The organism is Streptomyces sp. NBC_01508 (assembly GCF_045040315.1).
GTDB lineage: Bacteria > Actinomycetota > Actinomycetes > Streptomycetales > Streptomycetaceae > Streptomyces.
Genome location: NZ_CP109419.1, coordinates 7,468,017 through 7,480,947 on the forward strand (window position 1 = coordinate 7,468,017; position 12,931 = coordinate 7,480,947).

The window sequence follows — 12,931 nt, forward strand, 5'->3', positions numbered from 1 at the left end:
AACAAAGACCTGTCCTGGATGCTCGCCAGCGCGCTGGAGATTCCCGGAGCCCTGCACGCGGTCCTGGTCTCCGGCGACGGTCTGTCGATGTCCCGCACAGCGGACCTCGGCCGCGACGACGCGGACAAGGTCGCCGCCGCGACGAGCGGACTGCAGTCCCTGAGCCGGACCGTCGCGTTCTTCTGCGGTGACTCCAGCGTGCAGTGGCGTCAGACACTCATCGAGTTCAACGGCGGCTGGGTCTTCCTGATAGCCGCGGGCGACGGCGCCTACCTCGCGGTAGCGGCGTCCTCCGACGTCGACATGGGAGCCATCACCTTCCGTATGCAGCAGCTTGTCGGCCAACTGGGCAAGGAACTGTCGGCCGACCTCCGCGAAGAAGTCGGTCACCGCTCATGACTGACGACGGCCGCCCTCAGTCCGAGCCCGAAGCCGCCGAGTTAGTCCGGCCCTACGTCATCACCCGTGGACGTGCCCTCCCCGCCCAGGACGAGTTCTCGCTCATCACGCTCGTCACGACGGCGACCGACGAGCGACAGCGCCCAAGGCGGCTCTCCCCCGAGGAGCAGCACCTCCTGGAGATGTGCTCGGGAGGCTACCTCTCCGTTGCCGAGATCGCCGGGCACGCCCAGCTTCCTCTCGGGGTCCTCAAGGTCCTGCTCAGTTCCCTCAAAGAGGGGGGGTACCTGCTCGCCCGTGTGCCGGTGCCCCGGGCTCGTCTCGCCGATGTCAATCTTCTTCAGGAGGTGCTCGATGGGCTCCGGACCCACTCTGGCTGAGGACGCGTACGTGCGTGGCGGCGCGGAGCAGACCGCGGTGAAGATCCTGGTCGTCGGGCACTTCGCGGTCGGTAAGACCACCTTGATCGGTTCTCTCTCCGAGATCGCGCCGTTGTCCACCGAGGAGGACATGACGAGCGCCTCCGAGACGGTGGACGATCTCAAGGGCGTCCAGGGGAAGACCACCACCACCGTCGCCCTGGACTTCGGCCGGCTGACACTCGGTGACCGCATCGTGCTTTACCTGTTCGGCTCACCGGGACAGCAGCGATTCGTCAACCTTTGGGAGGACATGGCCCGTGGAGCGTTGGGGGCTCTGATCCTGGTGGATCCCGAGCGGCTGGCCGACTCCTTCGACGTCATGGATCTGATCGAGGCCTACGGCCTCGACTTCGCTGTTGCCATCAATCGGTTCGACGGCTCCCCGGAGCGCACGGAAGCAGCGATACGGGAAGCGCTCGACCTGCTTCCCGACACCCCGGTCGTCGCCGTCGACGCACGCGACAAGACATCGTCAGTAAACGCACTGATCACCTTGGTGCGCTGGTTGCAGGAACGCGCCGCTCTGGAGCACGCATGACAACGCCCCCCGTACCTCCGCCCGGCTGCCCCGCACACGGCAGCGGGCAACGAATACCCCTCGATACGGCGGAGTTCGCCGCCGACCCACAGGCTTTCTATCGCTATATGCACCAGCTGGGCCCCACCGCGCCCGTCACCATCGCTCCCGGTGTGGAGGCGACCCTCGTGACGGACTACAGCGCGGCACTCGAACTGCTGCAGGATCCGAGCACCTTCCGCAAGGACTCGCGCCGCTGGCGTGCCCTGAACGAGGGCCGTATCAGCCCCGGCAGCCCCATTCTGCCGCTGCTGGCCTACCGGCCCAACTGCATGTTCACGGACGGCGCGGAGCATCTTCGGCTTCGCGAGGCCATCACCGGCAGCTTTGCCCAGGTCAGTAGCAGCCGGCTGAGCCAGATCACCCAGCGGGCCGCCCTCTTCCTCATCAACCAGTTCAGCGCCCGCGGCTCGGCCGACCTCCTCAACGACTACGCCAAGCAGTTGCCCCTGTTCGTGTTCAACGAACTCTTCGGCTGTCCGGCGGAGATCGGCGACCGGGTGCTGTTCGGTATCTCCGGCATGTTCGACGGAGTCAACGCCGAGCAGGCCAACCAGGTCTTGGTCCAGGCCGTCGGTGAACTGGTGGCGTTGAAGCGGGCACAGCCGGGTGATGACATCACGTCCCACCTGATGGGGCATTCGGCGGAACTGACCGACGAGGAGTTGGTCCACACGCTGGTGCTCCTTCTCGGCGCGGGCGGCGAGCCGGAACGCAACCTCATCGGTAACGCCTTCTACACGATGCTGACCGATGAGCAGTACGTGCGCAACGGCCAGTTCGACAAGGCGCTCGACGACACGCTGTGGCGCAATCCGCCCATGTCGAACTACGCCCCGCACTATCCGGCCGCCGATACGGATGTGGCCGGCGACAAGGTGCACGCCGGTGAACTGGTACTGGTGAGTTTCGGTGCCGCCAACACGGCCCTGGCGGACCGGGGCGCCAACACCCGCGGGCACCTGGCCTGGAGCGCGGGCCCCCACTCATGCCCCTCCAAGGGCCCGGCCCGGCTCATCGCCTTGACGGCCCTTGAAACGCTGTTCAGCGAGTTGCCCGATGTCGAACTCGCGGTCCCCGCGGACAGCCTCGCCTGGCGGCCTGGCCCCTTCAACCGGGCACTGGTGTCCCTGCCCATTCGCTTCGGTGCGGTCAAACCGCGTCCCGCCGCACAGCCCAAGCGTTCGGAGCCACAGCACGATCAAACGCGGCCGACCGTGACGCCCACGTCTCCGATGTCTCAGGCCCATAAGGGCAAGACGGGACGCGGTGGCTGGAGCGGCTTCCTGAGCTGGTGGAAGGGGGAGTAGCGGCGGATCGCGCTGTGATGCAGGCGGCACGGAGTTCTTGCCGCCTGCATGACAGTTCAAACAATGGGGTAGGACTGCGCGGAGTGACTGGAGTGTCACACGGTGAAGGAGAGGTAGTGGGGGCCACAACAACCGCCGCCCAACGTTCTGCCGCCAGGCGACCCGCGCTGCGGCGCACTTTTTTGAGGAGAAGGAACCCATATATAGGCGCTGACCCTGGCGAACCGCGTGGCCGGATACCCGCTGCTCCCGGCGGGTATCTTTTTGCCCCCTCGTCGGACGGCGCAGCACCTCCCGGCACGACCGGAATACACCAGTGCTCCCCGCCTCTCGCGACGAGAGAGGCACGATGAGCACTCTGCCGGAGCAGGACATGCCGGCTGCGGGCCTCAGTGGGACAACGCTCGGCGACCACGTTCACGGCCAACTGCTGCGCCTGGGCGCCGTGGTAGGGCTGCGGGAGGCGGACACGGCGCTGTACGGGCAGATCCTGCTCGACTCACTCTCCGACACCGCGCGACGGCCACTGTCCCTACCGCCGGCCTCGCCCAGTTTCCTCTCCGACGACCACACCCCGGTCGAGTTCTCCCTCGCCTGCACAGCGAACGCCGATCCGGTACTGCGGGTACTCGTAGAGCCCGGTTGCGCCCACGCGGACATGGCAGACAGCGCTCGCGCCGGCCTCGGGGTCATCCGCGCCATGGCCGGCCGCTGGGACTTCTCCACCGACCAACTCGACGCACTGGAAGACCTGTTCTTCCCCACTGACGCCGAGGGACCGCTGGCGCTGTGGTACGCACTTGAGCTCCGCCCGGGCGGCGTACCCGGAATCAAGGTCTATCTGAACCCCTCGGCCGCGGGCTCCGGACAAGCGGCTCGAACAGTGCGGGAAGCACTGCGCCGACTCGGCTACGGCCAGGGCTTCGGAGAACTCCCCGACGGTGCGGGGTACCCGTTCGTCGCACTGGACCTGGGAAGCTGGAAGAAGCCGCGCGTCAAGGTGTACGTGAGCCACCCGCGTATGTCGGCAGACGACGCCTGTGCGCTGAGCCGTACTGCCTCGGGTCTTTCGGACGCCGACGTCAAGGACTTCTTCCACGCGGCCGCGGGATCGGTCCCGCCCGCCGGGCCGGACGCCTGGAACGTACTGCGGCTTCTGAGACGGCCGGCACTCACCTGCCATGCCTTCAGCGACAGGGGAGTCGGTCCGAGTGGCTTTACGCTGCACATCCCTGTGAGGGACTACGTCCGCGACGACGAGGAGGCATCCGCGCGGGCGAAGGCCCTGCTGGCCCAATTCGGCATGGACACCTCGGTACTGGACCGGGCTCTGTGTGCCCTCACCCAGCGACAACTCGCTGACGGTGCGGGGCTGATCGCCTACCTGGCTCTCGCGTATGAGCGAAATCGGCAACCCCGCATCACCGCTTACCTCTCCTCGGAGGCCTACGCCGTCCGGCCCCCGCTGACCGGGCCCGGCGTGACGCGCCCCGAACCCTCGCCGCAGCGCCACCAGGCACTCCGGCCATCACGATAGCCAGAAGGAAGTCACGTGGAGCCCTACCGCATCAAAGTTGTGGAACCCATCCCCCTCACCACCCGGCCCCAGCGCGAGGAAGCACTGAAGCGGGTTGCCTACAACCCCTTCGGCCTGCGCGCCGACGAGGTCACCATCGACCTGCTCAGCGACTCCGGAACCGGCGCGATCTCGGCGGAACAGCTGGCCGCCGGCATGAACGGCGACGAGTCCTACGCGGGGAGCCGCTCGTACTACCGCTGGCATGAGGTCGTCACCGAACTTACCGGCTATCCCCACATCCTGCCGGTCCACCAGGGGCGGGCCGCCGAGCGCATCCTGTTCGGTTCACTCCTCACACCAGGCACCAGCGTGCTGTCCAACACCCATTTCGACACCACCCGTGCCAACGTCGAACTGACCGGCTGCCAAGCACACGACCTGCCCTGCGCCGAAGCCAAAGACCTCGACAGCGACTACCCCTTCAAGGGCAATATCGACCTGATCGCTCTTGAGCATTCACTGCGCAACGCGCACCAGTCACCCGTGGCCGCCGTCCTGATGACCGTCACCAACAACGGCGGCGGCGGACAGCCGGTCAGCATGGAAAACCTGCGGCAAACCGCCGAGTTGTGCCGCCGCCACGACGTGCCCCTGATTCTGGACGCCGCGCGTTTCGCCGAGAACGCCTGGCTGGTGACCCGCCGCGAACCCGGCTATCAGGACCACACGCCCCGTCAAGTCGCCGAGGAAGCCTTCCGCCTCTCCGACGGATGCGTCATGAGCGCCAAGAAGGACGGCATCGTTCACATCGGCGGCTTCATCGGGCTGAAGGACGCTGAACTCGCCGAGAGGTGCCAGGGCCTGCTCATCGCGACCGAAGGCTTCACCACCTACGGGGGCCTCGCGGGACGGGACCTCGACATGATGGCCCGAGGACTCACCGAAGTCACCGAACCGACCTATCTCGCAGAACGCGCGGACATTGCCCGCTACTTGGCAGGGCGCATCCGCGATGCCGGCGTCGACATCGTTGAACCAGCCGGATTGCATGCCCTCTACCTCAACGCCGGGCGGCTTCTGCCCCACATCCCGCCGCACCAGTACCCGGGCACGGCGCTGGCCTGCGAACTTTATCTGCGCGGAGGCATCCGCTCGGCGGAACTGGGCTCGCTGTATCTCGGCAAGGAAGACGCCCAGGGCAACAGCGTAGAGACCGCGCCGTTCGAACTCGTACGACTGGCACTCCCGCGGCGGGTTTACACCCGCAGTCATTACGACCACGTCGCCGACATCCTGGCGGATATTGCCAAGGATCCCGAATCGGTGCGGGGATATCGCATCACAGGCCAGTCACCGATCCTTCGTCATTTCAGTATCGAGCTGGAGCCCGTCAAGATTTCAGACTGAGGAACTGTTGCACCACTCTGCGAATTGCAGGTGCTGAGCCTGGATCACCATCCCCCTCACCTCAGAAACGAGGGCAGTTACGCCCACCACCACCCCGTCGAGTGCGACCTGGGGTGGGGGAGACGCGGCCCCGGACGAAGTGTCCGGGGCCGGTTTGAGGCGCTTTCCTGGGGTGAAACACCGGGTGCTCCCGCCGTAGCCTCCTTGGGTATCAGAGGCCGAAAACCGCTTCTCTCTGAACCTGGAGACGCATACCGACCCACTGACGCGGCTCTGCGTACCGCGCTTGGCGGTCGGACGAAGTATCGATGTGGTCCGGCGCGCCGTGGGTCAAACTTGGCGCACGCGTGTGCGTGAGGCTTCACCCGGAGCGCTACCCGTTGCAGTTCTCTGATTGCAGGACGCTACGATCATGTAATCGTCTCCGACTGCCGCCCCAGCCGGCGTTGCGCGCTGGAGCGACCCCCCATGCGCAGATATCCGATCGCCGACAGGGCCACACCGTGACAGACCAGAACAGTCCTGACAGCTCACCCGGCGACGTCGGGTGGCGAAAGCACCACGCTGCCCGCGTATTACGCGAATACCTGACATGGGGAAATCGGCCTCTGCCGGCCGAACGGATCGACACAGCCCCCGGTGCCGCGCACCAACGGGAGTTGGAGTGTCAGCGACGCCCATCCCTCTCTGTCTCGAACAGGAACTCCATGAACGACACCTCTGTCCGCTTTGAGCTTGTGCGCCGCGGCTACCACCGCGAACAGGTGGACAACCTCGTCACCCAGGTCGTCGGCGACCGGGACAAGGCTCTGGCCCGCATCACCGCCCTGGAGCAACGCGTCAAAGAGCTGACCGCCGAGACGGGGAACGCCCAGACACACTTCGTCGAAAACGCCCCGTCCTTCGCAGGCCTCGGTGCCCGCGTGGAGGAGATCCTTCGGTTGGCCGAGGAAGAGGCCGCGGAGCTGGGTGATGAAGCTCGCGAGGCTGCCCGAGACCACCACAAGGTCGTCGGCGATGCGGCCGAACGGATACAAGCCGAAGCGGCCGCGTACGCGGCCGGGCTCAAGGCCACCAGCAATCGAGAAGGCACGCGGATCGCAGACACGGCCCAGGCGGAGGCCGCCCGGCTGCACACCGAAGCACACGCGAGCGCGCAGGCCGCACGTAATGATGCCGACGGCTTCTTCGAGGACACCCGTGCCAGGGCGGCACACGCCGCGGCCGACTTCGAGGCCAAGCTCGCCAAACACCGCCAACAGGCGCAGAGCGACCTCGCCTCCCGCCAGGCCGAAGGTGAGGAACGGCTCCACCAGCTCCAGCAACGCGCCGAGCAACTGCGCCTGGAAGCCGAGAAGCGGCGCAGAGACGCCGAGCACCAAGCCCGTCAGAGCACACAAGACGCGCAGCACCGACGCGACGACATCATCTCTGAAGCGAACACCATGGCCGACCGGGTCCGCGGCGAATCCGAACGCGAACTCGCCGCGCTCGCCAACCGCCGCGACAGCATCAACGCGCAGCTGACCAACGTCCGCGCCATGCTCGCCACCCTCACGGGCGCCGCCGTGATCCCGGACACCGGCCACGGCACAGCCGACCAGACGATGATCTGACACGAACGCGCTGAGGACCAGGCCACAACCGGTGCGGCAACAACAATTGCCGGCGGGCCGCACCAGCCTCCGCACGAAACGGCGGGGGCTGCCCGCAGTGGACGTGCTCAGCCTCCCGCCGGACCGGACGGCGCGGATTGTCGGGCTCGGCCACTTGGGGCGGGCCCCACTTCTCAGCCGATCGTCAAGCACGTGCTTGGCTTGTCGGCACGCACCCCGCCGGGAATCTCGGGGTCGTCGCGCCAGTAGGCACGCACAACGGGCTCAGAGTGCCTGGCCTGCCGGTCGAAGCGACGGACGGCATCAGCCAGTTGGAGGGCAAAGCCGCTCACGGCTTGGACCGTGGGCGACAACTCCCAATTCGTAGCTCTCGGAGACCGCCTGCGAAACCGGTCGCAGGGCGAGGTGGGCCAGCGCGCGGTGGTCCCACACAGCGGGCATCCCCGCGCTGAACACCCAGCCGACCAGACCGCGCTCGGCCGCCTCCGGTGTCGCGCACAGCCGCCCGTACGGGGCGATCGCACCGGCCCGATACTGCGCACAGCGTGCGTGCTGAAGGCCTGCTGAAGGCGTGTGCGACACCAGGCTTCGCTCAGGGACCGTGCACGCACCGTGCCGCAGGCGGCGGACCCCAGCCGGTCATGGTGTGGGCCGAAGCCCCGCCCCGCGCACCGTGCGCATCCTGCAACGAGCGTGCCCAGCACCGTCGGGTCTGCGCCGAACGTCGGCACCCCACTGACACCGGCTCTCATACGGGTGCGGTACAGCTTGCCGTCGAGGTCGTCGATCTCGTACAGGACCAGGCGGGCCAGGCCGTGTTCGAAGCGGGTGAGCCGCGGTGCCCCGTCGATGTCCGTGTGAGCGATGACGATGTGGAGCGGTCCGGGAACGGGGACGAGGCCGCGCACGTCGAAGAATGACAGGCACCCTTCGTACTGCTGGTCGGCCTCCGCCGGTGACTCGGCAACGCTGGGATTGAGCAGCTCGATCGGGCCGGGGCTTCGCCGGGTGGGACGACGGCGGCGACGGCACGACCGATGCCGATCTGCGGCGCGGCGATGCCCAAATGCGGTCCCGGTCGGTGCCGTGGCCGCGAAGCTCGGGATGTCCGGCGCGGACCGTACGGTCGACGCGCGCCAACTGCCCGCCTACCGCGACGAGATGGCGCAGGCGCTCGACTCGGCGTCAGTCTTCGGCCGGGTCAGCCCGCAGCGGAAAGGGCGGCATGGACGTCACGGAGCTGCGGCTGCTGATCGGCACGGACGAGGGCTACGTGCGCAAGGTGCTCGGCGCCCTCGGCGCCCTCGGCGCGTCCGGCCCGGCTCAACGTCAGCCTCCAGGCGATCATCGACGCGTATCCGGAGGAGTCGGGTGGCGTCGGTGAGCGTGCCCGTCTTGTCGATGCAAACGACATCGACCCGGGCCAGGCCCTCGATCGCGGGCAGCTCCCGCACGAGGCACTGCTTGCCGCCGGTGGCTTGGACCGGTCTTCGAACGTGTCGCGGTGATGGTCCGAACGTCAGCTGTTCGGTGCTCCGGTGGGCTTTGCGCACGCAGTTGAGTGGCCACCACACCGGCGAGCGCAGGGCTTCCTGACCTCCGCGTCCTCGTACCCCACCACCGGCCCGCCGCCTCCGTCTCAACGGCGGGCCGTCACCGTTCCCTCGACGGCGAACAGCTGCTCCTCGACATGGTCCAGCGCCAGGCGCAGCGCACCCGTGGCCACCGCCGCCTCGCCCAGCAGCGACAGCGTCACTCGCGGCGGACGCAGACAGTAACGGGACAGCTCGTCGCGCAGCGGATCCAGTACGCCGTCGAGACCGGCCGCCCAGCCGCCGATGATCACCAACTCGGGGTCGAGCGCCAGCACCAGGGCGGCCACGTCGTGGACCAGCCGCTGGGTGAACCGCTCCATCGCCTGCTCCGCCCCGAAGTCGCCCTGCTTCGCCAGCGCGAACACACGGGCCACGGCCCGCTCGTCGAGCGGATGCAGCGGCTCGTCGGTCGTCGACAGCAGCTTCTCCGGCGTCACCTCGCGGCCCAGCAGATGCAGCGCCCCGATCTCACCGGCGGCGCCGTGGAAGCCGCGGTGGAGCCGCCCGCCGATCAGCGAGCCGGCCCCCGGGCTGAGTCCCGCGAGGACGAAGACGATGTCGTCCGAATCGGTGGCCGCGCCCTTCCAGTGCTCGGCGACGGCGGCCGCGTTGGCGTCGTTCTCCACCAGCACCGGACATCGGAACGAACGCCGCAGCCGCTCACCGAGCGCCAGGCCCGTCCATCCGGGCAGCGCCGTACCGAGCCGTACGGTCCCGTCCGCCTCCACGATGCCGGGGCTGCCGACCCCGACGGCCCGCAGCGAACTGCGCGCCACCCCCGCGCGACGCAGCACATCGGCGACGACGACCCGCACCCGGTCCAGCCGCTCGTCCGCCGACGCGGTCTCGGTGGTCTCGCGCGAACTGGAGCCGATGATCCGGCCGTCGAGCCGCGACAGCAGCGCGGCGACCCGGTGCGGTCCGATCTCGATGCCCAGCAGATGCCCGGCCTCGGCCCGGAACCGGAACCTCCGCGCCGGACGGCCCTGTCTGCGGGCCTCGCCCTCGCCCGGCGCCGCTTCCACGACCAGGCCGATCTCCATCAGCCCTTCCACGACGCCTTCCACGGTCGGCCGGGACAGACCGGTGATCCGGGTCAGATCCGTGAAGGTGTGGGCGTCGGCGCCCCGCAGGGCGTGCAGCACCACTGCGGAGTTGATCCGCCGCAACAAGGAAGGGTCCCCGCCGGTCAGCCGCCCCACGGTATGTCCTCCCAGCTCGTGCGCGTGTCTGCCGGATGGTACTCGGTGGACGCCGGGGCCGCTGACAGTCGGCGACACGGGAACCACACTGTGGCGCATTGGTCCCGTCGACGGCGGGAAGCGACCGGGCGGCGGGGGACGCCTGACGGCGTGCCAATTGTCAGTGCCGGGCGCTTTACTGGAGTCATGAGCACCGCACGGCACGTCGCCACCATCGATCTGCTGTGTGCCCGGTCCTTCCCCGCCGAGCACGCCGGATCCGATGTGGGGACCAGCGGACCGGGCTACCACCTGGCGGAATTGGCGAGCGGCGAGAGCTTCTGGGAGGACGACGGGTCACGCCGCGCGGCGGAGGCGGAGCAGTACGAGGCCGAGTGCGCCGCGCTCGCGGCGGTGCTGGCCGCCCGGTGGGGCGAGCCGCAGCTCGTCAGCCTCTGGAGCACGCGCGTGCGCGGCGGCGAGGGCGAGGAGATACCGGCCCCGTGGCGCGAGCTGTCCGCCGGCGTCGCTCACGCGCACCTCTGGCGCACCGGCGGCCGCTGGGTCGCGGTCGGCGTGTCCTGGCAGGGCGAGCAGCAGCCGTTCCAACTACTGGCCGCCGTCACGGAGATCGACCCGCCCTAGGGTCTGTCCGGCGGATCTTCGGGGGTCCGGGACGCCTGGCACGGCACCTCGCCGCGTTGTCTTCAGTCATGCGAGTACGGCCGGGCCATCCACAACGCTGATCTCCGCCTTACGACGCACCGCACCAGACGCCCCGGCCTGATCGACAAGACATCTCCTGGGGTCCGTACGGCCGCCGGGCCGGCTATCGGCCCGCCAGGTCCGGCATGTCCGCCGCCACGCGCAGTGCGCCGAACTCCTCGGCCATCGTCTCCGCCGTCCAGTGCGCGTTCAGACCGCTCGGGTTGGGCAGCGCCCAGATCCGGGTGGTGCCGATCGTCCGCGTCTGCGGGCCGATCGCCGCACCCCGCTCGCCGAACGCCGTGCGGTACGCGGTGATGCCGACGACCGCGAGCCAGCGGGGCCGTAGCCGCTCCACCCGCGCCACCAGGTTCCGGCCGCCCTCGCGGAACTCCTCGTCGCTCACTTCGTCGGCCCGCGCCGTCGCCCGTGCCACGACGTTGGTGATGCCCAGGCCGTAGGTGAGCAACTCGTCCTGCTCGGACGGCGCGAGCTGCCTCGGGGTGAAGCCCGAGAGCCGCAGCACCGGCCAGAAGCGGTTTCCCGGCCGGGCGAAGTGGTGCCCCGTCGCCGCCGACATCAGACCGGGGTTGATCCCGCAGAACAGCACCCCCAGACCGGCCGCCGCCACGTCCGGGATGACGCGGTCGCGGGCGGCGGCCAGTTCCTCGGGCCTCACTTCGCCGCCCTCAGAGGATTGAGCCTGGCGTGTATCCGGCGGCCTCGGGGTGCCGCTTCACGATCTCCTCGATCCGGGCGACCACGGCGGCCACCTGGTCGCCGGCCGCGCCCGTGAACGACAGCTTGTCGGCCATCAGCGCGTCCAACTGCCCCCGGTCCAGCGGCATCCGCTCGTCCGCCGCGAGCTTGTCCAGCAGCTCGTTGCGCTCCGCGCCCCGCTCGCGCATCGCGAGCGCGGAGGCGACCGCGTGCTCCTTGATGACCTCGTGCGCGGCCTCCCGGCCGACCCCCGCGCGTACGGCGGCCATCAGCACCTTCGTCGTCGCCAGGAACGGCAGGTAACGGTCAAGCTCGCGGGCCACGACCGCCGGGAAAGCCCCGAACTCGTCGAGCACAGTCAGGAACGTCTCCAGCAGTCCGTCGAAGGCGAAGAACGCGTCCGGCAGCGCCACCCGGCGCACGACCGAGCACGACACGTCGCCCTCGTTCCACTGGTCACCGGCCAGCTCGCCCGTCATCGACGCGTAGCCGCGAAGGATCACCATCAGTCCGTTGACGCGCTCGCAGGAGCGGGTGTTCATCTTGTGCGGCATCGCCGACGAGCCGACCTGACCCGGCTTGAACCCCTCGGTGACCAGCTCGTGCCCGGCCATCAGCCGGATCGTCTTCGCCACCGACGAGGGACCGGCCGCCAGTTGCACCAGCGCGGTCACCACGTCGTAGTCCAGCGAACGCGGATACACCTGGCCGACCGAGGTGAAGGCGTGGGCGAAGCCCAGATGCCCCGCGATCCGGCCCTCCAGGTCCGCGAGCTTCGCCGCGTCACCACCGAGCAGGTCGAGCATGTCCTGCGCCGTACCGACCGGGCCCTTGATCCCGCGCAGCGGATAGCGGGCGAGCAGATCCTCAAGACGGCCGTATGCGACGAGCAGTTCGTCGGCCGCCGTCGCGAAGCGCTTGCCGAGCGTGGTCGCCTGAGCGGCGACATTGTGCGAGCGGCCCGCCATGACCAGCTCCGCGTACTGACCGGAGAGCGTCCCCAGGCGCGCGAGCACCGCCACCGTACGGTCGCGCATCAGCTCCAGCGACAGCCGGACCTGCAACTGCTCGACGTTCTCCGTCAGATCCCGCGATGTCATGCCCTTGTGGACCTGCTCATGACCGGCGAGCGCGTTGAACTCCTCGATCCGCGCCTTCACGTCGTGGCGGGTGACCTTCTCGCGCTCGGCGATCGACGCCAGATCGACCTGGTCGAGCACCCGCTCGTAGTCGGCGAGCGCGGACCCGGGCACCTCGATACCGAGATCCCGCTGGGCCCGCAGCACGGCGAGCCACAGCTGCCGCTCCAGCCTCACCTTCTGCTCGGGGGACCAGAGCACGGCCAGCTCCGCCGAGGCATAGCGGCCGGCGAGGACATTGGGGATACGGGGCTTCACAGACGCAGCAGTCACGTGAGCTGATTCTACGTGGCGGTTCCCGCCGGTCCGCGCCGCGGCCTTGTCGCACCCTTCCTGGTACG

At 68.8% G+C, this 12,931-nt stretch carries 13 protein-coding genes; 9 read left to right on the forward strand and 4 right to left on the reverse strand.

Features of this window, described 5'->3' with window-relative positions; all coding sequences use genetic code 11:
• Positions 1 to 18: 18 nt before the first annotated feature.
• The 7 genes from OG700_RS34495 to OG700_RS34525 all read left to right on the forward strand — a co-directional run bounded on the left by OG700_RS34495 (position 19) and on the right by OG700_RS34525 (position 7,250).
• Positions 19 to 399, forward strand: coding sequence for a roadblock/LC7 domain-containing protein (locus OG700_RS34495; protein ID WP_405622187.1), 381 nt, complete (start codon positions 19 to 21; stop codon positions 397 to 399).
• A complete protein-coding gene (locus OG700_RS34500; protein ID WP_405620528.1) occupies positions 396 to 779 on the forward strand; it encodes a DUF742 domain-containing protein in 384 nt (127 codons plus the stop codon). The genes OG700_RS34495 and OG700_RS34500 overlap by 4 nt, the downstream gene beginning before the upstream one ends.
• Positions 754 to 1,359, forward strand: a complete 606-nt coding sequence (locus OG700_RS34505) for a GTP-binding protein (RefSeq protein ID WP_405620530.1) — start codon at positions 754 to 756, stop codon at positions 1,357 to 1,359. The genes OG700_RS34500 and OG700_RS34505 overlap by 26 nt, the downstream gene beginning before the upstream one ends.
• Positions 1,356 to 2,708, forward strand: coding sequence for a cytochrome P450 (locus OG700_RS34510; protein WP_405620532.1), 1,353 nt, complete (start codon positions 1,356 to 1,358; stop codon positions 2,706 to 2,708). Before OG700_RS34505 ends, OG700_RS34510 begins: the two co-directional genes overlap by 4 nt.
• Before the next feature lie 349 nt (positions 2,709 to 3,057).
• Complete coding sequence (locus OG700_RS34515) at positions 3,058 to 4,245, forward strand: tryptophan dimethylallyltransferase family protein (protein WP_405620534.1); 1,188 nt, start codon at positions 3,058 to 3,060, stop codon at positions 4,243 to 4,245.
• Positions 4,246 to 4,260: 15 nt separating this feature from the next.
• Positions 4,261 to 5,634, forward strand: a complete 1,374-nt coding sequence (locus OG700_RS34520) for a tryptophanase (protein WP_405620536.1) — start codon at positions 4,261 to 4,263, stop codon at positions 5,632 to 5,634.
• Positions 5,635 to 6,341: 707 nt separating this feature from the next.
• On the forward strand, positions 6,342 to 7,250 hold the full coding sequence (locus OG700_RS34525) for a cellulose-binding protein (RefSeq protein WP_405622189.1): 909 nt from the start codon (positions 6,342 to 6,344) through the stop codon (positions 7,248 to 7,250).
• Between the two features lie 173 nt (positions 7,251 to 7,423).
• On the opposite strand, the gene OG700_RS34530 is transcribed toward OG700_RS34525, so the two are convergent.
• Entirely contained in the window at positions 7,424 to 8,356 is a 933-nt protein-coding gene (locus tag OG700_RS34530; protein ID WP_405622191.1) for a peptide deformylase, read from the reverse strand.
• Between the two features lie 119 nt (positions 8,357 to 8,475).
• Between OG700_RS34530 and OG700_RS34535 the strand changes: the two genes are divergently transcribed.
• Positions 8,476 to 8,634 (forward strand): hypothetical protein, encoded by a 159-nt coding sequence (locus tag OG700_RS34535; RefSeq protein WP_405622286.1) that lies wholly within the window; start codon positions 8,476 to 8,478, stop codon positions 8,632 to 8,634.
• A gap of 255 nt (positions 8,635 to 8,889) precedes the next feature.
• On the opposite strand, the gene OG700_RS34540 is transcribed toward OG700_RS34535, so the two are convergent.
• Positions 8,890 to 10,047 (reverse strand): ROK family protein, encoded by a 1,158-nt coding sequence (locus OG700_RS34540; protein ID WP_405620538.1) that lies wholly within the window; start codon positions 10,045 to 10,047, stop codon positions 8,890 to 8,892.
• A gap of 186 nt (positions 10,048 to 10,233) precedes the next feature.
• Between OG700_RS34540 and OG700_RS34545 the strand changes: the two genes are divergently transcribed.
• Positions 10,234 to 10,671: a hypothetical protein gene (locus tag OG700_RS34545; protein ID WP_405620540.1), complete on the forward strand. Its 438-nt coding sequence runs from the start codon at positions 10,234 to 10,236 to the stop codon at positions 10,669 to 10,671.
• A gap of 184 nt (positions 10,672 to 10,855) precedes the next feature.
• On the opposite strand, the gene mug is transcribed toward OG700_RS34545, so the two are convergent.
• Both mug and purB read right to left on the reverse strand, forming a co-directional pair.
• Entirely contained in the window at positions 10,856 to 11,410 is a 555-nt protein-coding gene (gene mug / locus OG700_RS34550) for a G/U mismatch-specific DNA glycosylase (protein ID WP_405620542.1), read from the reverse strand.
• A 10-nt stretch (positions 11,411 to 11,420) separates the two neighbouring features.
• A complete protein-coding gene (purB, locus tag OG700_RS34555; protein WP_405620544.1) occupies positions 11,421 to 12,863 on the reverse strand; it encodes an adenylosuccinate lyase in 1,443 nt (480 codons plus the stop codon).
• Positions 12,864 to 12,931 lie beyond the last annotated feature (68 nt).

Excerpts from the sequence above, each read along its gene's own strand:
- OG700_RS34495 (WP_405622187.1), top strand. The coding sequence starts at position 19 with ATGCTCGCCAGCGCGCTGGAGATTCCCGGAGCCCTGCACGCGGTCCTG.
- OG700_RS34500 (WP_405620528.1), top strand. The coding sequence starts at position 396 with ATGACTGACGACGGCCGCCCTCAGTCCGAGCCCGAAGCCGCCGAGTTA.
- OG700_RS34505 (WP_405620530.1), top strand. The coding sequence starts at position 754 with ATGGGCTCCGGACCCACTCTGGCTGAGGACGCGTACGTGCGTGGCGGC.
- OG700_RS34510 (WP_405620532.1), top strand. The coding sequence starts at position 1,356 with ATGACAACGCCCCCCGTACCTCCGCCCGGCTGCCCCGCACACGGCAGC.
- OG700_RS34515 (WP_405620534.1), top strand. The coding sequence starts at position 3,058 with ATGAGCACTCTGCCGGAGCAGGACATGCCGGCTGCGGGCCTCAGTGGG.
- OG700_RS34525 (WP_405622189.1), top strand. The coding sequence starts at position 6,342 with ATGAACGACACCTCTGTCCGCTTTGAGCTTGTGCGCCGCGGCTACCAC.
- OG700_RS34535 (WP_405622286.1), top strand. The coding sequence starts at position 8,476 with ATGGACGTCACGGAGCTGCGGCTGCTGATCGGCACGGACGAGGGCTAC.
- OG700_RS34545 (WP_405620540.1), top strand. The coding sequence starts at position 10,234 with ATGAGCACCGCACGGCACGTCGCCACCATCGATCTGCTGTGTGCCCGG.